Below are 21,938 nucleotides of genomic sequence, written 5' to 3'. Positions count from 1 at the left end.
AAAAAGAGCTAGATTATAATCTAGTGATTATCAGTTATTTAAGATATGCTATAGTATATAGAGCCTAACTAGTAAAAAGTTAAAACGGTGTAGTAAGGAGTTAAAATAATATTGTTTTTATTAAATAAAGATAAGAATCTTTAATTGTGGTAAAATATACTAAAAAATCACTTTAAAAGTGATAAAATTAATTCAAGTAAATATTTTAAAGGGGTGTAGATATGGAAAAGTCAAAAGTATATTTTTGTGACTTATACTCAAATTCGCAAAATAAAAATGTGCCAAACAATGTAAAAAGATTATTTGATACAGCAGGATTCAAAGATTTAATAGGAAAGAATGACCAAGTAGCAATCAAGCTTCACTTTGGAGAAAAAGGAAATACTACATATATGAGTCCTGTAGCAGTTAGACAAGTGGTTGATAAGATTAAAGATTGTGAAGGAAAGCCATTTTTGACAGATACAAATACATTATATACAGGGAGTAGAACAAATTCTGTAGACCATCTTACAACAGCTATAGAAAATGGTTTTGCCTATGCAGTGGTAAATGCACCAGTAATAATTGCAGATGGATTGTACAGTAGAAATTATGAAAATGTACAAATAGATAAAAAACATTTTGAAAGTGTGAAAATAGGTGGCGAAATTTATAATTCTTCTGCAATGATAGTAATGAGTCATTTTAAAGGTCATGAAGCAGCAGGTTTTGGAGGAGCATTAAAAAATTTAGCTATGGGGTGTGCAAGTGCAGCAGGAAAGCAAATGCAACATTCTGATGTTACGCCAGTAGTAAAAGAGAAGAAGTGTATAGGATGTGGAAAATGTGTTAATTCTTGTCCTACAAAAGCTATAAGTATAGTAGATAAGAAGGCAATTATAGATTCTGATGTGTGTTATGGATGTGGAGAATGTCCAACTGTCTGTCCAACTAGAGCAGTAACTATACAATGGGAAAGTGACTCAGATGTGTTTGTTGAAAAGATGGCAGAATACGCTTATGGAGCAGTATCAAACAAAAAAGATAAGGTAGGATATATAACTTTTGTCATGAATGTAACTCCACTTTGTGATTGCGTGCCTTGGTCAGGTAGACCGATTGCACATGATATAGGAATATTAGCATCAACAGACCCAGTAGCTATTGAACAAGCATGCTATGATTTGGTTTGTAAGGAAATGGGTCATGATGTGTTCAAACATGAGCATCCTCATGTAAATGGAACTAGAATAATAGATTATGCATGTGAAATGGGAATGGGAAATAAAGAATATGAATTAATAAAATTATAAGAATAGTAGGACTTAAATGCATATAATTATTGTAAGAGAAATTTAAAAGTATCAAAGGAGTATGCATTTATGAAAATTTACTATGAGAAAGAAAATAGCAAGAAAGCTAATGTAAACAATATCCCAAGTGTATTTGCATTTAATTTTCTAAGAAACTTTTTAACTAGCAAAGAGTATGAGGAAACTAGAAAAGAATATTTTATAAATAATCTAACAAAAAATCAGGTTAATCAAGCTATGAAGGATTTAAAATGGCTATTTAGAGAGTATGAAGGTTTAGAGGTTGTTACAATGGAAAGCTTGGATGGAGTTAAGACAAGGATAGTTTTGTAAATTAATAAGAATAATATTTAATAAAAAATACTGCTTTAATAGTGATATGTATAAATATATTATACGAATACTATTTTAAGGCAGTATTTTTTGCTTAATAGTAAACTTGTATATAGCACAAGGTTGACTAATAAATGATACCTATGTAATACTATATATAATAAGTAAACTATATAAATGATGTGGGTTGACGAATAGGAGGGTATATGGAAAAATACATAATTAAATTAAAAAATAAAGTTTTGGATGGAAAAGAAATAAATTATGACGAAGCTCTTAGGTTAATAAGCATTGATACAAATAACAAAAATATTCTTGATATACTATTAAAATCTGCAAATGAAATAAGAGAAGCTTTTATGGGAAGAAGAGTGGATTTATGTACAATAATGAATGCTAAGTCTGGCAAATGTAGTGAAGACTGCAAATTTTGTGCACAATCATCCCATTATAAAACTGGGGTAGATGAATATTCATTGCTCGAGTACAATGAGATTTTAAGGAGAGCTAAAGAAATGGAAAGTAAAGGAGTACATAGATTCTCTTTAGTTACAAGTGGTAAAGGTATGACAGGAAAAGAGTTTAATGATATTTTAAATATCTATGAAGGATTAAGAGAAAATACTAATTTAAAATTATGTGCATCTCTAGGTATTATAGATTATGAGCAAGCTAAAAAGCTAAAATTAGTAGGTGTGACTACATATCATCATAATGTCGAGACATCTAAAGATAATTTTGATAATATATGTACAACACATACTTATCAAGACAGAATAAGAACAATTAAAGAAGCTAAAAGGGTTGGATTAGATGTATGTGTAGGTGGAATAATAGGGATGAATGAAAGTAAAGAACAAAGACTACAAATGGCTTTTGAAATACGAGAATTAAATGTCAAATCAATTCCGATAAATATTTTAAACCCTATTAAGAATACTCCTATGGAAGATTATGATATATTAGAGCCTATGGAAATATTAAAAACAACAGCAGTATTTAGATTCATAATTCCCAATGTATACATAAGATATGCTGGAGGAAGGCTATCTTTAAAAGGGTATGACAAAATTGGATTTAATGGTGGTGTAAATTCTGCAATTGTGGGTGATTATTTAACAACTGTCGGAAATGGAATTGAAAATGATAAAAAAATGATTATAGAACAAGGACTTGAACTTTAATAAAGATTACTTAAATTAATTAATGTACTTTTAAATAATTATAAAAGTATATTAATTTTTTTTGTATATTAATATAAATATTAAATTTGAATTATAAATTGCAATATTATGAAAAATGAGAAAAATATCAAAATTTATATAAAATAGTTGCAAAGGAAAAAAGGATGTGCTAATATCTAGGTAACCGGTTAAGTAAAACGGTTTCCTAAATTGCGGGGGTGAACTTCTTGAGTATTACTATAAAAGAAATTGGCGAATTGGCTGGTGTTTCTAAAACAACTGTGTCAAAAGTCATTAATAATAAAGATGAAAATATAAGTCAAGCAACAAGAGAAAAAATTTTAAAAATAATGAAAGAAAAAAATTATGTACCAAACAAACTAGCACAAAGCCTAGTAACTAAAAAAACTAACACTATAGGGCTTCTTATACCAGATATCCGAAATCCATTTTTTACAGATGTATCAAGAGGAGTGGAAGACAAGGCTAATGAAGAAGGTTACAACATAATTTTATGTAATACAGATGAAGATGCCAAAAAAGAATATGAAGGGATAAGAACATTATCAGAGAGAATGATAGATGGAATTATCTTTGCAGCTTCTTCAAATACAAATTGGAAAGAGGCAAATTATAAAGACATAAAAATACCAACTGTATTAATTGATAAGAAGATAAGTATGAACAAAGAAACTTTAAAAGGAATAGTTAAAATAAACAACTTTGAAGGTGGATATATAGCTACAAAACATTTATTAGATATTGGGAGTAAGAAAATAATATACCTAAGTGGTCCTCTTCAAAATGAAATAGCAGTAGATAGATTAGAGGGATACAAAAAAGCATTAATTGAGCGTAATTTAAGTTACAACCCTGATTATGTATTTGAAGGTAAGTATAAAATTGAATGGGGACAAGAATTTATAAAAAAACTGAAAAAAATAGATTTTGATTCAATATTTTGTGCAAATGATTTGATTGCAATAGGTGTTATAAGAGGGCTTAAAGAAAGAGGATTAAATATACCAAATGATGTAAATGTTGTAGGCTTTGATGATATTCAGACATCTAGCCTAATAAGTCCTTCTCTTACAACAGTGAGACAGCCATCTTATGACATAGGATACAAGGCTAGTGAGATACTGATAAATTGTTTAAGAGGAGATAAAAAAGAATCATTTGATGAGTTGATTTTTAAGCCAGAATTAGTTATAAGAGATTCAACGAAAGATAATAAATAGCAACATTCGAGAAATAAATAGATATGTAAAGGAGTAATGTAATGGGAAACATAGTTGTCATAGGAAGTGTAAACATGGACATGGTATGTTCTGTAGATAAAAGACCAGAAAAAGGAGAAACAGTACTAGGTAATAGTTTTTTTACGTCACCTGGTGGAAAAGGTGCTAATCAAGCTGTTTCAGCATCTAAGCTAGGAGCAAATGTGAAAATGATATCATGTGTAGGTGAGGATAGCTTAGGAGAAGAGTTAATAAGAAATTTTAGAGATAATAAAGTTGATTATAGCCTAGTATCTAGAGATAAACATAAAAGCTCTGGTGTTGCGGTCATAACACTATGTGAAAATGATAATAGTATTGTTGTTGTGCCAGGGACTAATGAATTAGTAGACATAGAATTAATTAAAAAGAATGAAGAAGAGATAAAGAATGCAGACATAGTATTACTACAATTAGAGATTCCATTAGAAACAATAAATTATGTGGTAAATTTCTGTTTTGAAAATAAGATAAAAGTTTTAGTAAATCCAGCACCTGCAATAAAATTAGATGAAGATATAATAGAAAAAGCAACTTACTTAACACCAAATGAACATGAATATAAGATAGTTTTTGATACAGAGGAAGAGATAGAGGAAGTATTAAAAAAATATCCTAATAAACTTGTAATAACAGAAGGAAAAAATGGAGCTAGATTTTATGATGGTAAGGAAATCAAGCATGTATCTTGCATAAGAGTTGATGTCCAAGACACTACAGGAGCAGGAGATACGTTTAATGGAGCATTGTCAGTGGCTATAACAGAAGGTAAAAATCTATATACAGCAGTGGAATATGCAGTAGTAGTATCAGGTCTTTCTGTAACAAAGTTGGGAGCTCAATCTGGTATGCCTTATAAAGAAGATGTTGAAAAATATTTAAATATTAATAAATAGAAATCCAATTTATTCAAATTTAAAACTATTAAAAATGGAGGTTAATTATGAGAGTGAGAAAAATTTTATCTTTAGGAATTGCTGGAACACTAGCAATAGGAATGTTAACAGGATGTTCAATGGAAGGGCCAAGTAAGTCAGATAATAAAAGTGGCTCAGATAAGAAAGATTTAACTATAGGAGTATCTACAATAACTCTTCAACATCAATTTTTTATAGATATTGATGAGGGAATCAAAGAAAAAGCCAAAGAACTAGGCGTGAAAGTCATAGTAAATGACCCAGACCAAGATGTGGCAAAGCAAACGTCAGCAATAGAAGATTTTATACAACAAAATGTGGATGGAATGATAGTACTTGGAACAGATAACTCAGCTATAGTACCAGCTGTAGAGGGAGCATTTGAAAAAATGCCAGTAGTTACAGTGGATGCTGTATTAAATACTGAAAATATTACAAGTTATGTAGGAACAGTTAGTTATGATGCTGGTAAAAAATTAGGGGAATACACTAAAAAGTACATAGATGAAAAATTAGGTGGGAAATCAGAAATAGCAATAGTAACAGATTTAAAATCTCAAATACAAATGCAAAGAATAGATGGATTTAAAGATGCATTAAAAGGCTCAGCAAATGTTAAGATATTAAACTCACAACCAGGATATGATAGAGAAGAATCTCTTAATACAGTTGAAAACTTAATTCAATCTAATCCAGATGTAGATATAATATATGCAACAGCTGAAAATAGTGTACTAGGAGCTAAAGCGGCACTTGAATCTGCAAAGAATAAAGATGTTAAGATTGTAGGATTTGACTTAACTGAAGAAGCAGCAAGTGGAATAACAGATGGAACTATTCTTGCTATGATTCAACAACAACCTAAGGAAATGGGACGTTTAGCTGTAGAAGCAGTAGTAAAAGCTATAAAAGGTGAAAAAGTAGAAAAAAATATACCAGTACCAGCTTTACTTTATGATAAAGAAAATATAAAAGACTTTAAGAATTAGTAAAATAAAATGAGATTATTTGAAAGAAATCCTATTTAAAAAGGAGTGTCATTATGAGTAATACAATTCTGAAGTTAAGTAATATTGCTAAAGAATTTCCTGGTGTCAGAGCATTAGATAATGTTAATTTTGAGTTACTTCATGGTGAAGTTCATGCACTACTGGGTGAAAATGGTGCTGGTAAATCAACTATGATAAAGATTTTAACTGGTGCACATCCAAAAACTTCTGGCAAATTTGTCTTTGAAGGTAAAGAAATAGAGAATATATCACCAGATGTTTCTAAGAAGATAGGTATAAATGCAATCTATCAAGAATTAACAGTATTTGATGAATTGACAGTAGCACAAAATATTTTTATGGGAAAAGAAATAAATGGCAAAGTCTTAACTAACGATAAAAAAATGAATGAAGAGGCTAAAAAGATTTTTGACAATATGGGAATAGATATAAATCCAAATGGTCTAGTTAAAGAGCTTAGTATAGCTCAAAAGCAAATGGTAGAAATAGCTAGAGTTTTATCATCAGAAACCAAAGTATTAATAATGGATGAGCCTACATCTTCAATAAGTAAAAAAGAAACTGAAATACTTTTTAGACTTATAAATGATTTAAAATGTAGTGGAGTTAGTATAATATATATCTCTCATAGAATGGAAGAGCTTTTTGAAATTTGTGACAGAATAACTATAATGCGAGATGGGAAAACGATTTCGACTCTAAATACTAAAGAAGTATCATCTGAGGAAGAATTAGTTAACTTAATGATAGATAGAAAGCTAGAACAATTTTTTCCTAAAAGAGATGTAGAGATAAAAGAAGAAGTTATGAGAGTAGAAGATTTAACTAAGAACAACGTCTTCAATAACATAAGTTTTAACATAAGAAAAGGTGAAATATTTGGAATAGGTGGATTAGTTGGAAGTAAGAGAAGTGAAATAGTAGAAGCTATATTTGGGCTTAGAACATATGATTATGGGAAAATATACTTAAATAATAAAGAAATTAAATTTAAAACACCATCAGATGCAATTGAAAATGGATTAGGACTAATAACAGAAGATAGAAAAGGTACTGGATTGTTTTTGCAGATGAGTGTAAAAGAAAATACAACTATGGCTGGATTAAAGAAAATAGCTAAGTTTAAATCAGTTATAGACAGAAAAAAAGAAAAAGAAGTACTAGAAAAATACATAGAAGCATTAAAGATAAAAACACCACATATGAATCAAGTTATACAGAGTTTAAGTGGTGGGAATCAACAAAAAGCTATAATAGCAAGATGGCTTTTATTACAGCCAGACATATTAATTATGGATGAACCAACTAGAGGTATAGATGTAAATGCTAAAGCAGAGATATACAATCTAATGGGAGATTTAGTAGAGAGTGGTGTAAGTATCATAATGATATCTTCCGAAATACCAGAATTAATATCAATGAGTGATAGGATAATGGTTATGAGAGAAGGTCATATAAGTGGATTTTTAGAAGGTGAAGAAATGGTTGAAAATAATGTATTAAAATTGGCTTTCGGAGGTAAAATTAATGAGTTCAATAACTAAGCATAGAGAAGATAATTCATCTCCATTATTAACAAAATTAACAAGTGCATTTAGAGACCAAGGGAGTGCAGCTATAGGACTTGTAATAATTTTTGTAATAATGAGTGTAGCTTCATCTAATTTTTTAACTTTAGATAATTTAATTAACGTTGGAAGACAAATATCAATAAATGCAATACTTGCAGTAGGTATGACATTTGTAATAATTACTGGAGGAATAGATTTAAGTGTAGGAGCAGTAATTGCCCTAGTGGGTACGTTTTGGGCTACAACAGTAGTAAATTATAATGCACCTATATGGGTAGGTATGATACTTGCCTTGGCAATAGGAACAATATTAGGAGTTATAAAAGGTGCAATTATTTCAACACAAAAACTACCACCATTCATTGTAACGTTAGCCATGTTGACAATAATAAGTGGAGCAAGCTTTGTATTTACAGGTGGAAGACCTATATCAGTAAATACAGATGCATTTAAGATGCTAGGTAGAGGATATGTTGGGCCGATACCAATACCAGTTATAATTATGATTATAGTTGTAATAGCTGGCCATTTTCTATTAAAAAGAACCAATTTTGGACGCCATGTACATGCAGTAGGTGGAAATGAAGAAGCTGCTAGATTATGTGGAGTAAAAGTAAATAAAGTAATAGTAAAAGTATATGCACTAGCTGGATTACTAACAGCATTGGCTGGAATAATATTATCATCACGTTTAGCATCAGGTTCACCAACTGTTGGAGATGGAGCAGAGTTGGATGCCATAGCAGCAGTTGTACTTGGTGGTACTAATATGATGGGTGGTTCTGGTTCTATAGTAGGTACATGTATAGGTGTTGGGATAATAGGAATATTAGGAAATGGTCTAAATCTATTGAGTGTATCTTCATATAATCAAATGATTATAAAAGGGTTGGTAATGCTATTTGCTATATGGATAAATAATATAAAATTAAAAAAATCAGCTAAAGCTAAATAATAGTTGTACTTTAAATGAAAAAATAAATCTTAGGGGGAAATATGAAAAAAATTCTCTTAGATACATTAAATAATAAAAAACAAGAATACATAGATTATTTAAAAGAACTTGTAAGTATAAAGACTGAAGATATTGGTCACGGAATACTAGGTGGATTTGAAAAAGAGGGACAAGAATATATTGAGAAACTTGCAAATAACATAGGTTTTAGTGTAGATAGACAAGGCATGAGTGAAGAGCTAATTAAAAAAGCAAAAGACACCTATAAAGAAGGAAATCTAGGTCACAATTATAAAGATAGATATAATTTAATTTGTAAATACAGTGATAATTTACCTGGGAAGACAATCGTATTTAATGGTCATGTAGATACTATGCCACCAGGTGATATAAGTAAGTGGAGATACAATCCATATTGTGGTACAGAAGATGATGGTAAGATTTATGGTCTTGGAACTGCGGATATGAAGTCTGGGCTTATAGCATCACTATTAGCTATAAAACTTATAAAAGATAGTGGTTTAAATGTACCTGGTAATGTAAAGGTAATGTCAGTAGTAGATGAAGAAGGTGGAGGAAATGGGACCATAAATGCAGTTATGAATGGAATTGATGGAGATTACTGTGTAATTTGTGAACCATCAGAACAGAATTTAATAATTGCACATATGGGATTTGTATTCTTTGAAGTCGAGGTTAAAGGTGTATCTCTTCACTGTGGTAGTAAGTGGGAGGGTGTAAACGCAATAGAGAAGGCTATGTTACTGCTTCAAGATATAAAAGAATTAGAACATAACTGGCTTATGATATATAAGCATCCACTATTGCCTTCGCCTACAATAAATTTGGGTGTAATAAACGGTGGAACAGCAGGCTCTACTGTGCCAGATAAGTGTGTATTTAATTTGTGTGTGCACTTCTTACCAAATATAATGAGCTATGAACAAGTTGTAAATGATGTGACTGATGTTATAATGACAAGGTCTAATGGAGATTTGTGGCTTAAAGACAATAAGCCAAATATAAATATATATCAATCAGGATTAGGTTTTGAGATGGACAAAAATTCTGATTTTGTAGTGAATGCACATAAAATACTAGAAGATGTTTTAGAGAAAAAATTAGAAATAAAAGGTTCGACAGCTGGAAATGATGCAAGATTGATGAAAAACTTAGCTGAAATACCAACATTAATATTGGGACCAGGCTCAATAGAACAATGCCATTCAATAAATGAGTATGTTGAAATCAATGAGTATTTAGACAGTATACTTATGTATGCAAGTCTAATATTAAACTTATAAAAGTAGGAGGATTATATAAATGAAAAAAGTATTAATAGTAGGGGAATCTTGGGTAAAAAATATAACTCATATAAAAGGGTTTGATACATTTGTTACAACTCACTACGAAGAAGCTGTAAAGTGGTTAAAAGAAGCAATAGAATCTGGAGGATATGAGACAGTTCATATGCCTGCACATGTAGCAGCAGATAGTTTCCCATATACATTAGAAGAATTAGATGAGTATGATTGTATAATATTGTCTGATATAGGTTCTAACACTTTCTTACTATCTAATAGCACTTTTATAGATTGTAATAGTAATCCAGATAGACTTGAACTAATCAAAGAGTATGTAAATAATGGTGGAGCATTAATTATGGTAGGTGGATACATGTCATTTACAGGTATAGATGCAAAAGCTAGATTTGGAGAAACTGCTATAAAAGATGTATTACCAATAACTATGATAGATAAAGATGATAGAGTAGAAAAACCAGCAGGAATAATTCCAGTAGTTGTCGATTCTGAGCATCCAATATTGAAAGATATTCCAAAAGACTGGCCGAAGTTTTTAGGATATAACAAGACAGTTGCCAGAGATAATTGTCCTGTATTAGCAACAATTGGAGGAGACCCATTTGTAGCAGTTGGGAAGTTTGGAAAAGGAAAATCTGCTATATTTAGTTCTGACTGTGCACCTCATTGGGGACCAAAAGAATTTACTGATTGGAAGTACTATAATAAATTATGGGTTAACATGCTAGACTGGTTAACATGTTAAAAATTTTATAAAATTTGAAAACCTCTTACTTGATAAAGTGAAGCTTACAAGTCAAGAGGTTTTATTGTATAGAATGATTATAAAGTAGAATATATTTTAAAATTAGCTATTTTAATTAGTTAAGTATAAAGTATCTGATTTAAGGAGGATTATACAATTAATATGGAAGATTTAAATAAAAAATTTTTAATGCAATATATAGATGAGATACAAGAAGAGTTAAGGGATATATCAGATAAGATATGGGAAAATCCAGAACTTCAATATAAAGAATATTATGCTTCAAACTTACAAAAAGAATATTTAAGAAAGTATGATTTTAATATAGATGAATTAGAAGATATGGATACAGGATTTGTAGCTAGTTATGGAGAAGGTAAACCAGTTATAGCAGTTTTAGGAGAATATGATGCTTTGGATGGTTTATCTCAAAAAATATCCATTACAAAAGAACCTATTTTAGAGAGTGGTGCAGGTCATGGATGTGGACATAACTTACTTGGTACAGGTTCAATGGGGGCTGTAGTTGCGATAAAAGAACTAATCAAACTAAAAAAGATTAAAGGAACTATAAAGTACTATGGGTGTCCCGCAGAGGAAGATTTGTCAGGAAAGGTATTAATGATAAAAAAAGGTTTTTTTGATGGGATAGATTGTGCATTTAGTTGGCATCCATTTGATATAAATACTCCAATAAGGATTCCAACCCTTGCTAATTATTCTGTAAAATTTAGATATAATGGAATTAGTGCTCATGCGGCACAAGCTCCTTATAATGGAAGAAGTGCACTTGATGCAGTAGAACTTATGAACATAGGTTGTAACTATTTAAGAGAGCATATATTTGATAGTTGTAGAGTACATTATGTAACTACTAATGGTGGAAAAATGCCAAACATAGTTCCAGATTTCGCAGAAGTATGGTATTACATAAGAGGTGTGAAAATGGAACATGTAAGAGATGTATTTGATAGAGTGGTTGATATAGCAAAAGGAGCAGCACTGATGACAGGTACTAGTATGGAATATAATATTATAAGTGGAGTATATGACTATATTCCAAATACAATATTAACAGATATTCTATCACAAAATATGAAATTGATAGGAACTCAAAATTATGATGAAAATGACTACTATTTTGCAGAAGAATTAGCTAAAACAGTTTCTATAGATAAAAGAATTAGTGTTTCTAGTGTATTAAGTGGAAACAAAGATATTACTAGAATGGCTTTACATGATGAAGTTACAGATGATACTTTTACTCATAATAACTGTATATCATTATCATTAGATATTGGAGATGTTAGTTATATAACTCCTACAGCACAATGCTCTTGCTCAGTTTGGCCTATTGGCATTTCTGCTCATACATGGCAATCTTGTGCTAGTGCAGGTTCTAATATGGGATTTAAAGCAATGTTATTAGCATCTAAAGCTATAGCATGTTCAATAAGTGATGTAATGCTTGATGAATCTATTGTAGGTAAAGCAAAAAAGGAATTAAAGGATACTATAGGCAATTTCGAATATATTCCAATTATCTAAAAATCAAGTTAATGTAAGTAAGATTATGTGCATGAATTAGTATAAGTATATAATTTAATATTATTTTTAACTTAACCTTCTAATTATTTTCAATCTAAGATACAATGATTAGAAGGTATTTTTAAAGTTTCTTAGAATACTGTAAATTATATAATCTTGATAAAAAGTGTTATACTATATATAATTTATATAAAAAGTAGTACAAAAAGGAGTATTTATGTTTGGATATGTTAAAATAAACAAAATGGATTTAACATTTAGAGAATATGACCATTATAAAGCTTATTACTGTGGTCTATGTAAATATTTAAAAAGAAATCATGGAGAAATTTCTAGATTTTCTCTGAATTACGATATAACATTTTTAATTATTTTATTAACTTCAGTATATAAGCCAGAATCTATAAATACAGAGGAAGCATGTATAGTTAATCCATTTAAAAAGAAAAAGGTAATTACAAATGATATTACAGAATATGCAGCAAGTATGAATATTCTTTTAACATATTATAAATTGGAAGATAATTTAATGGATGATAAACGCATAAAAGATAAATTAGCATATTATATATATAAAAACAAATTAAACTTAGCATATGAAAAGTATCCCGAAAAAGCAGAGTATATAAAACAACAGCTAAATGAATTAAATAAGTTAGAAAAGGAAAACAATATAAATATAGATGAAGTATCTAATACATTTGGAAATATAATGGGTGAAGTGTTTGCCTACAAAAAAGATGAAAATGAGAGAAACTTAAGAATGATAGGCTTTAATATAGGTAAGTATATATATCTACTAGATGCATATGAAGATTTAGATGAAGATTTTAAGAAAGGAAGATACAATCCTTTTATAGAATATGTAGATAAAAACGATGAGTTAAAACAAAAGGTAAAAAAAATAATTGTAACATCATTGGGATTTTTAGCTAGAGGAATTGATAATTTAAATCTAAATACAAATGTCGGGATAATAGAAAATATAATTTATTCTGGTGTTTATTTAAGATATATGAATATATTAGAAAGCAGAGGTGGAAAGAATGTACAGTAATACTTATAATAATGAAAATTTTATGAGAGCAAGAGCTTTTATAGAAAATAGTGAATTTAGAAAAGCATATGATTTTTTAAAGTCGTTGAGTGACAAGTGTGCAGAATGGTATTATCTAACTGGTTTTTCTGCAATGAACATAGGATATTATGAAGAAGGAGAAGACTTCTTAAAAAGAGCAAAATTTATGGAGCCAGAAAATCATGAATATAGTGAGGCACTTAGAAGTTATACAGAATATAGAAATGAATATAACAATAGAGCTGATAACTATAATAGAAGAAGACGTAATGATTTAGGTGGATGTTGCTGTTGTTGTGATGATTGTTGCTGTTGTCTAGGTGATGATTGTTGTGAAAACTGTGCTAAACTTTGGTGTCTAGATTCATGTTGTGAATGCTTTGGAGGAGATTTAATAACTTGTTGTTAGGATGATAAATATGAGTATAAAAGTTGCTTATGGAGGAGTTTTATTAGCATTAAATGTGATATTGTTGATTCTTACAAATATTATTCCTGTAAATACATTGTTTATTATGGGAGTAGCATCACTTTTAGTATCAATTGTAATAATGGAATGGGGATTTAAGAGTGGAATTGCTTTTTATATAGGTTCTATAGCTTTGGGATTTATAGTGATGGTAAGTAAGTCTCAATGGATTGTGTATTCACTTACATTTGGAATATATGGTATTGCAAAATATCTTATAGAAAAAGATAGGGCAATATATATTGAATATTTCATGAAGTTAGTATTTGCAAATATAATGATACTTATATTGTATTTTTTATTAAGAACAATAGTTTATATCCCAATAAATATTTTTATTATAGGTTCATTTGAAGTAGCCTTTATAGTATATGACTATGTTTATAGTTCTTTTATAAGTTATTACAATAATAAGCTAAGAAAGATGCTATTTAAAAATAAGAGTTGATTTTTATATTTAATTTTAATGGAATTGTAATTTAAATAAATATAAATAATGTATCTGAATATGTATTTATATTTAAAAATAAATTTAATATATACTTGGTATTAATATATAAAAAGCTTTGATTTTTAGTCAAAGCTTTTTATATATTAGATAGAATGGTTTATTTTAAAAGATATAATATAAATTAAATATCCACTATATTTACATCTGTAGATAAAGAGTAAATAATATCTTTTCTTTCTACTATTATTTCAACATTTTTAGAAATTTCATTATCAAGTGATATTTGAGCTAAAAGTTCCTTTGTTGGATTTATTGCAATTGGATTTCCAACTCTTTTTAACATATTTATATCACCATTAGTATCACCATAAGCATATGAGTTTGACAAGTCTAAATCATACTTTACAACAAAATCGTTTATAGCATTATTCTTACTTATAGAATCCCACATTGGAATAACTGTTCCTGTAAATATATCATTTTCAAATACATAGTCACTTCCTAGAAAATCAGTTACATTATATTTTTTTGCCATTTTTTCAACCAGAAATCCAGGGCTACCAGATATGAATATGACTATATGACCTTGATTTAGATGCCAATCGATTCTTGAACGTGTGTATTTATAAACTCTATCTGCTTTTAATTTAATTACTTGGTCACTTGTAAAATTAATACAGGTTTTATCTAATCCTTTTAATGAATCGACATAAAGGTCACATATTTCCAATAGATAATCATCATAATTACCTTGTCTTTTATCCCAATCCATAAAAGTGTCTCTAGCATGTTTATACCAATTTTTTTGGTCAATTATATCGTATTTAATTAATTTCTTAAAATGTTCAACCATAAGAGAGTCTCTATAAAGAGTACCATCTATATCAAAAAAAGCTGCTATATTTTTCATAAGACCACCTCAATTAATCATTTCCTTATATTATATTATAAATTGTATCTAAGTTGTTAAAATATATGTATAATAATTTATATATTAAAAAACAAATATTTTAAAGTCTAAAGGGTGTGATTATATGAATTTTAATTTTGCAAAGGTTACAAATTCTAGACTTATGGGTAGTTTAGGTCTTATAATAAATTGGATAGATGATAAAAATAATCACTTCTGTCAATATTTTCTATTAGATGCAGAGGGATTAGGTTTAGCAGATTATGTAAGTTTAAAAAATCCAACACAAGAAGAAGCTTACATGGAAGAAGAAAGATTAATGGGCGGATTTGGTTCAGATAGAGTTGAATTAACAAAGGATGAATCCTTGTTTTTAGTCTCTCATTTTGGGAATAAAAATCTTTACTATGACAAGTTATTGCCAGGAGATAAAGTTGAGTACATTGATATTATAAAAAATTATAAAACAAATTTAACTATAGAAAAATTATATAACAAAATATGTAAGAGAGTTGATGAAGAAGTTGAATTTATAAACTACATGACTATGCGATTTATAGCATGGGACAGGGAAAGTTTAAAATATTTTTCTGGTAGTGATGAGATTGCAAATATGCATATTACAAATATAAATGGCACATTGCTCAAAAATGTGGTAAATGGTAAAGGTCAAGGTAGGTATATAAGTGAAGCCTTATATGAAGACAATGATGGATATTATATCTGCAAAATTGCTTTTTGTATAAGTAAATGTAATGAAACTGGTTTTAAGATTAATTCTTTATTGGTAACAGATAAAGAAGCCATGTATGATTTTGAGGTATTTGATGAGATTTCTAAGAATGAATTTGTAAGTGTTTATAGTGTAAACTCATCTGAAGAATTTGCTAAAGTATTTTATAGAGATAATCCATTTTTATTAAAAAGTTATATGAATGAAGGTGTATTTTTTACTAGATTTAATTTTAATAATGACCATGTTAAAGAAAATGTGTATATAATAAATAATGATATGAAAGCTATATATTACTTAATGGGAAATAAACTTTTTATTGGCACTTATAATGAAAATGATTGCAATTATATTAATGAGATAAGTCAAGCTAACTATAGTAAATATATAAAGTTTGAAGAGAATTTTTTCTTTGAACAAAATGCGTTATATGATTTTGCAGAATCAGGTTCAATAGATTTTGATGATTTTTTGGAATAATATTTTTGGGCATTATTTAAGCGAGATTAACTGAATTTAATCTCGCTTAAATTAATTTCTATAATATTGGGGGAATATTATGAGGAATACATTTATTATTGTGGTCAATTATTAAAATTTTATACAGTTTATTAGAAAAATAAAAAAATTTATAATTCTTCTCATATTATTTACCAATATTAATTTTTAGTATGTATTATATATACGAGTTAATTTGCAAGATATTAAATACATTTTATTTTTTAATCTCTATTTTTTTGTGAATAGGTTAGAATCATACCATTTATTAAAACGGATAAATTTAAATGGTTGATGTATATTAATTGCATTTTTAGGACAATTATAAATACATCTCATACACAAGCAACAACTCCAATTAAACTTAACTTTATCTTTTGTAATATTTATGTTGTGTTTAGGACAATTATTGGCGCATTTAGAACAGTGTATGCAATTATTTTTGACATAAAAAAACTTACCTAAGATATGAGCTCCATACCATTCTGACCTACCAATAAAGGATAGTGTTTTTACTAAAGTGCTACTATTTGGAAGGTATGAAATTCGATTAATTAAATTATGTACAGTATTATGTATTTCTTTATCTGCTTTATCAATAAGCTCTCTTGTTTTTGTATCATCATATTTGACCATAAAATTTGATGGCATAGCAAATAATTTATTATAAAATACTTTGAAACCTTTAGCATCTAATCTTTTGATTAATAAATTTGAGGACGCATAATTCATATGATTGTCTTCACCTGCTGTATGTATTATAAATGTATCCATAGAGTGTGTGTTAGGCAAAGTTTTTACAAAATCTAATACAATCTGAGGTGCATTAAAAGAATGTACAGGGTAAGCTATTCCTACCATATCATATGATGTCAAATGAATTTTAGATTTTTTAATATTTTCTATTTTTGTACACTCAACACAAAATTGTTGATTTTCAAATTCTTGCTTTAGTTTATTAATTATATATTCTGTCATGCCAGTTCCAGAGAAGTAAAACATACATAATTTATTCAAAGTGATACCTCCTATTAAATATAATAGTAGCTTGTTAGAGTCATTATAACATATAACTAATTAACTTAATAGAAAGCCAAAAAGATTTGTATTGTAGTTGATAAATAACCGAAAAATCCAAGTAATCATGATAGAGGTTGTTACCTAAATATTACTGATAATTTAAAAAGAAGAAAATACCAACAAGCAAAAAAATCAGATAAAATTTAATTTTATCTGATTTTTTTATATTTATTTTATTAGATTATGTTAATATTTGTTGACCGAATAAAAGTATATTCAGTCAACTCTCTATACCTATAATAATATTGGGGGAATATTATGAGGAATACATTTATTATTATGGCCAATTATTGATGTCTTATACAATTTACTTAAAATTACTTAAAAAATATTTTACATTTCTTCCTCATCAAATTCCTCAATATTAGTATTTTGTGGTATTCCTTGCATAGTCATATTACTAGAACCATAAGGAGTAGGAAATATACTAGGAGGCATAGTACTAGGCATAACTACAGGCATACCTTGCATTGTATTATGACATATGACACCTGGTATCATCATAAGTACATTAGGAGGCATATTTTGATTACATGAGAAGTTAGGAATACCCATATTATTGTTCATATTCCATCCCATGTTATTATTCATATTACCAGACATATTGTTAGGCATACCCATGTTATTATTCATATTACCAGACATATTGTTAGGCATACCCATGTTATTATTCATATTACCAGACATATTGTTAGGCATACCCATGTTATTATTATTCATATTACCAGACATATTGTTAGGCATACCCATGTTATTATTCATATTGCCAGACATATTGTTAGGCATACCCATGTTATTATTATTCATATTGCCAGACATATTGTTAGGCATGCCCATGTTATTATTCATATTGCCAGACATATTGTTAGGCATACCCATATTATTAGATGCATTATAGTTCATGTTATTAGGCATATTATTTGAAGCAGATGTGTTGTAATTCATATTTCCGGATGTATTATTTGTGTTAGGCAAGTTGTTTGGAGAATTACTACTTTTAGGATAATTATTTGCGCTGTTAGGATAAATATTATTTACATTCTGATTATTAGGTATCTTTGTATAACCATTAGAAATTTGTGGGTCATTTCTCAATTCATCTTGGGGAATTTCTTCATTAGTAATATAATCTGCATAGTTAGCTGGGTCTAAGTAAGGCATGTAACTATTGTCTAAATCCTTTTTTTTCTTGTTACTCATATTAAACTTGCACCTCCTAGAAAACTATAAAAAAGTTTACAAAAACTTATTCTAATAATATATATATTAAAAAAGGTGATAATATGTGCATTCTAATTGTTATTAAATAAATAAAAATTATTGTTGCAAATTTAGAAGTGATGGAATATAATGAACATATGAACAGTTATTCATATATTAAAATAATGGAGGATTAAAAATGAGAGAAGAGATAAATGATTGTAATTGTAATGTAATACATGAAGAAATAGTAACAGAAGCTAAATCGACCATGCCAGATGAAGAAATGTTATATGATTTAGCAGAGTTATTTAAAGTATTTGGTGATACTACTAGAGTAAAGATATTGTATGCATTATTTGCAAATGAAATGTGTGTATGTGATATAGCAAGTTTATTAAATATGACTCACTCTGCAATATCTCATCAACTTAGAGTATTAAAGCAGGCAAGATTAGTAAAGTTTAGAAGAGAAGGAAAGACAGTGTATTACTCATTAGATGATAGTCATATAAGCCAAATATTTGATTGTGGATTAAACCATATTAGAGAGACTTATAAATGATAACAGAGAGGAGTGAATATATATGGAAGCAAATAATATAATTAAAAAAGAATTTATATTGGGAGGATTAAATTGTGCACATTGTGCAGAAGAGATTAACAATAAAGTTTCTAAGTTACAAGAAGTTAAGTCTTCCAATTTGAATTTTATAAATAAAAAGCTTACAGTAAATATAGAGAATAGTTCCAATGAAGATAATACTATAGAAAAGATAATAGACATAATAGATTCAACAGAACCAGGTCTTGATATACAAATAAGTTCTAAAGAAAATACATCTAATAGGACATCAATTAAAAAAGAACTTATATTAGGAGGATTAAACTGTGCACATTGTGCAGAAGAGATTAACAATAAAGTTTCTAAATTAAAAGAAGTTGAATCTTCTAATTTAAACTTTGTAAATAAAAAACTTACAGTAAATATACTTAATGACTTTGAAGAAGATAGTGTTATAAACAAAATAAAAGAAATAATAGATTCAACAGAACCAGGACTTGATATACAAGTGGAGTCTAAGGACAAAACAGGACCTAGAACTTCTGAGAAAGCAATGAGCGCAAATGATACAAATAAGAAAGAATTAATTCCACTTATAATTGGAGCTCTCGTATATATATTTGGTATATATCAAACAGCTACAGGTTATGAAAGTCAATTTAGTAATATAGTATTTATAGTTGCTTATGTAATAGTAGGTGGTGATGTACTTTTAAGAGCAATAAGAAACATATCAAAAGGAAGAGTATTTGATGAAAACTTCTTGATGGCTCTGGCTACAGTAGGAGCATTATTAATAGGAGAATTATCAGAAGCAGTAGGGGTTATGCTATTCTATAAAATAGGAGAATATTTACAAGGTGTTGCAGTTGGTAAGTCCAGAAAGTCTATAACTTCACTTATGCAAATAAGACCAGATTATGCAAATCTGAAAGTTAATTCTGAAGTTAAGGTAGTTTCACCAGAAGAAGTAAATGTGGGAGATATAATAGTAGTAAAACCTGGTGAAAAAGTACCACTAGATGGGGTAGTAGTGGATGGAGTTTCTATGCTAGATACTTCTGCACTTACAGGTGAATCAGTACTGAGAGAAGTTGAAAAAGGTGATGAAATTTTATCTGGTGTTATAAATAAGAATGCTTTATTGAGTATTGAAGTTACAAAGAGTTTTGGAGAGTCAACAGTTTCAAAAATACTTGACCTTGTTGAAAATTCTAGTATTAAAAAATCAAAAACAGAAAACTTCATATCTAAATTTTCAAGATATTATACTCCAGTAGTAGTAATAGCTGCTTTATTGATAGCATTTGTGCCACCACTTGTAATCTCTGGTGAGGTATTTAGTGATTGGGTGTATAGAGGGTTGATATTCTTAGTTGTTTCTTGCCCTTGTGCACTAGTTTTATCAATACCACTTAGTTTCTTTAGTGGAATTGGATTTGCATCTAAAAATGGTATCCTTATTAAGGGAAGTAACTATTTAGAAGCTTTAAGAAGTGTAGATACTGTAGTATTTGATAAAACAGGAACACTTACTAAAGGTGTGTTCAATGTAACTAAATTAAATCCTGAAGGTATATCAGAAGAAGAGTTACTAGAATTTGCAGCTATTGCAGAAGTAAACTCAAATCATCCAATAGCTAAATCTATATTAAGTTACTACAGTAAAAAAATTGATTTAGATACAATAGATAGCTATGAGGAAATAGCAGCTTATGGAATCAGAGTAAAGCATAATGGAAAACTTATATTAGCAGGTAATGAGAAACTTATGAAGAAGGAGAATATATCCTATTCACCAGCTAAAGAAGTGGGTACAGTAGTCTATATTGCTGTTGATAAAGTATACAGAGGTTATATAGTTATATCAGATGAAGTAAAAGAAGATAGTAAAAATGCTATAAGAAGTTTAAAATCAATAGGAATAAAAGAAGTTGTAATGTTAACTGGAGATAATGAGAAAGTAGCAAAAAATATCGCTAAAGAATTAGAATTAGATACAGTTTATTCAAATTTACTTCCTAATGAAAAAGTTGATAGATTAGAATCTTTATATGAAGGAAGAACTGAAAAAGAAAAAATAGCCTTTGTAGGTGATGGAATAAATGATGCTCCAGTACTAGCTCGTGCTGATGTTGGTATAGCAATGGGAGGTCTAGGTTCAGATGCAGCAATTGAAGCAGCAGATGTAGTTCTTATGACGGATGAGCCTAATAAAATATCTAAAGCAATTGAGATAGCAAATAAGACTAATAAAATAGTATGGCAAAATATAATATTTGCTTTAGGAGTAAAAATTATAGTTATGATATTAGGAGCTGGAGGAATAGCTACTATGTGGGAAGCTATATTTGCTGATGTAGGGGTAGCACTTATAGCAGTAATAAATGCTATGAGGGCTATGAGATAAAGTATAAACATATACTATTATAGAAAAACGTATAGTAATACAGTAATGAAGTATATAATTATAAAGAAAAGTATCAATAAGTTTATTTTTAATCTATTGATACTTTTTCTTTTGTATATAAACCTATATCTATTATTTTGACTTAATGGTCTTATGTGGTATATATTTTTTACTTATATATAGATGATTCATGTATATTACTAAGCTTATATGAAGAAATAAGAATCATAATAATTATAAATGTGTAGATTGATAATTATAAATTTATAAGAAAATATCTGTATAAAAAGTCGTTAATCCTATGATATAGCTACTATTCAGCGAAATACGTAATATAAAGAATTAAAAAGTTTTAAAAAATAATTTTAAAAAGTGTTGACGAAA

20 protein-coding genes are annotated in these 21,938 nt (G+C 28.6%); 17 read left to right on the top strand and 3 right to left on the bottom strand.

Features of this window, described 5'->3' with window-relative positions; translation table 11 throughout:
• Positions 1-221 precede the first annotated feature (221 nt).
• From Q3304_RS07325 to Q3304_RS07260, 14 genes are all read left to right on the top strand, one after another.
• Positions 222-1,295 carry a DUF362 domain-containing protein gene (locus Q3304_RS07325; protein ID WP_243193878.1) on the top strand — a complete coding sequence of 358 codons (1,074 nt, stop codon included), beginning with the start codon at positions 222-224 and terminating at the stop codon, positions 1,293-1,295.
• A 69-nt stretch (positions 1,296-1,364) separates the two neighbouring features.
• Positions 1,365-1,628 carry a hypothetical protein gene (locus Q3304_RS07320; RefSeq protein ID WP_054275688.1) on the top strand — a complete coding sequence of 88 codons (264 nt, stop codon included), beginning with the start codon at positions 1,365-1,367 and terminating at the stop codon, positions 1,626-1,628.
• 206 nt (positions 1,629-1,834) lie between these two features.
• The gene (bioB, locus tag Q3304_RS07315) at positions 1,835-2,812 is read left to right on the top strand and encodes a biotin synthase BioB (protein WP_407813909.1); all 978 of its coding nucleotides are present in this window, start codon (positions 1,835-1,837) and stop codon (positions 2,810-2,812) included.
• A gap of 218 nt (positions 2,813-3,030) precedes the next feature.
• Entirely contained in the window at positions 3,031-4,053 is a 1,023-nt protein-coding gene (locus Q3304_RS07310) for a LacI family DNA-binding transcriptional regulator (protein WP_407813908.1), read from the top strand.
• 41 nt (positions 4,054-4,094) lie between these two features.
• Positions 4,095-4,988: a ribokinase gene (gene rbsK / locus Q3304_RS07305; protein WP_074179323.1), complete on the top strand. Its 894-nt coding sequence runs from the start codon at positions 4,095-4,097 to the stop codon at positions 4,986-4,988.
• Between the two features lie 47 nt (positions 4,989-5,035).
• Positions 5,036-5,998, top strand: a complete 963-nt coding sequence (locus Q3304_RS07300) for a substrate-binding domain-containing protein (RefSeq protein WP_054268902.1) — start codon at positions 5,036-5,038, stop codon at positions 5,996-5,998.
• 53 nt (positions 5,999-6,051) lie between these two features.
• On the top strand, positions 6,052-7,563 hold the full coding sequence (locus Q3304_RS07295; RefSeq protein ID WP_407813907.1) for a sugar ABC transporter ATP-binding protein: 1,512 nt from the start codon (positions 6,052-6,054) through the stop codon (positions 7,561-7,563).
• Complete coding sequence (locus Q3304_RS07290) at positions 7,547-8,545, top strand: ABC transporter permease (RefSeq protein ID WP_407813906.1); 999 nt, start codon at positions 7,547-7,549, stop codon at positions 8,543-8,545. Before Q3304_RS07295 ends, Q3304_RS07290 begins: the two co-directional genes overlap by 17 nt.
• A 41-nt stretch (positions 8,546-8,586) precedes the next feature.
• Positions 8,587-9,849 carry a M20 family metallopeptidase gene (locus Q3304_RS07285; RefSeq protein ID WP_407813905.1) on the top strand — a complete coding sequence of 421 codons (1,263 nt, stop codon included), beginning with the start codon at positions 8,587-8,589 and terminating at the stop codon, positions 9,847-9,849.
• 19 nt (positions 9,850-9,868) lie between these two features.
• Complete coding sequence (locus Q3304_RS07280; RefSeq protein ID WP_407813904.1) at positions 9,869-10,612, top strand: glutamine amidotransferase; 744 nt, start codon at positions 9,869-9,871, stop codon at positions 10,610-10,612.
• A 162-nt stretch (positions 10,613-10,774) separates the two neighbouring features.
• Positions 10,775-12,160: a M20 family metallopeptidase gene (locus tag Q3304_RS07275; RefSeq protein WP_407813903.1), complete on the top strand. Its 1,386-nt coding sequence runs from the start codon at positions 10,775-10,777 to the stop codon at positions 12,158-12,160.
• 217 nt (positions 12,161-12,377) lie between these two features.
• The gene (locus Q3304_RS07270; RefSeq protein WP_054268908.1) at positions 12,378-13,217 is read left to right on the top strand and encodes a DUF5685 family protein; all 840 of its coding nucleotides are present in this window, start codon (positions 12,378-12,380) and stop codon (positions 13,215-13,217) included.
• The gene (locus tag Q3304_RS07265) at positions 13,207-13,647 is read left to right on the top strand and encodes a hypothetical protein (RefSeq protein WP_074179321.1); all 441 of its coding nucleotides are present in this window, start codon (positions 13,207-13,209) and stop codon (positions 13,645-13,647) included. Before Q3304_RS07270 ends, Q3304_RS07265 begins: the two co-directional genes overlap by 11 nt.
• 10 nt (positions 13,648-13,657) lie before the next feature.
• A complete protein-coding gene (locus tag Q3304_RS07260; protein WP_407813902.1) occupies positions 13,658-14,155 on the top strand; it encodes a hypothetical protein in 498 nt (165 codons plus the stop codon).
• A gap of 184 nt (positions 14,156-14,339) precedes the next feature.
• Here Q3304_RS07260 and Q3304_RS07255 read toward each other — a convergent pair whose 3' ends face one another.
• Positions 14,340-15,068: an HAD family phosphatase gene (locus tag Q3304_RS07255; RefSeq protein ID WP_054268909.1), complete on the bottom strand. Its 729-nt coding sequence runs from the start codon at positions 15,066-15,068 to the stop codon at positions 14,340-14,342.
• A 124-nt stretch (positions 15,069-15,192) separates the two neighbouring features.
• On the opposite strand from Q3304_RS07255, the gene Q3304_RS07250 reads away from it, so the two are divergent.
• Entirely contained in the window at positions 15,193-16,281 is a 1,089-nt protein-coding gene (locus tag Q3304_RS07250; RefSeq protein WP_054275697.1) for a hypothetical protein, read from the top strand.
• A 249-nt stretch (positions 16,282-16,530) separates the two neighbouring features.
• Here the strand turns inward: Q3304_RS07250 and Q3304_RS07245 are convergent, their stop codons facing one another.
• Positions 16,531-17,316, bottom strand: a complete 786-nt coding sequence (locus Q3304_RS07245; RefSeq protein WP_407813901.1) for an EFR1 family ferrodoxin — start codon at positions 17,314-17,316, stop codon at positions 16,531-16,533.
• 396 nt (positions 17,317-17,712) lie between these two features.
• Positions 17,713-18,579 carry a hypothetical protein gene (locus Q3304_RS07240; RefSeq protein ID WP_407813900.1) on the bottom strand — a complete coding sequence of 289 codons (867 nt, stop codon included), beginning with the start codon at positions 18,577-18,579 and terminating at the stop codon, positions 17,713-17,715.
• 199 nt (positions 18,580-18,778) lie between these two features.
• Here Q3304_RS07240 and Q3304_RS07235 point away from each other — a divergent pair, with 199 nt between their 5' ends.
• Entirely contained in the window at positions 18,779-19,144 is a 366-nt protein-coding gene (locus Q3304_RS07235; RefSeq protein WP_054268993.1) for a helix-turn-helix transcriptional regulator, read from the top strand.
• Between the two features lie 22 nt (positions 19,145-19,166).
• Entirely contained in the window at positions 19,167-21,554 is a 2,388-nt protein-coding gene (locus Q3304_RS07230; protein ID WP_407813899.1) for a heavy metal translocating P-type ATPase, read from the top strand.
• Positions 21,555-21,938: the final 384 nt, after the last annotated feature.

The sequence above is a fragment of the Clostridioides sp. GD02377 genome, assembly GCF_045899875.1.
Classification (GTDB): domain Bacteria; phylum Bacillota; class Clostridia; order Peptostreptococcales; family Peptostreptococcaceae; genus Clostridioides; species Clostridioides difficile_A.
This window is presented reverse-complemented; position numbering and strand designations above follow the sequence as displayed.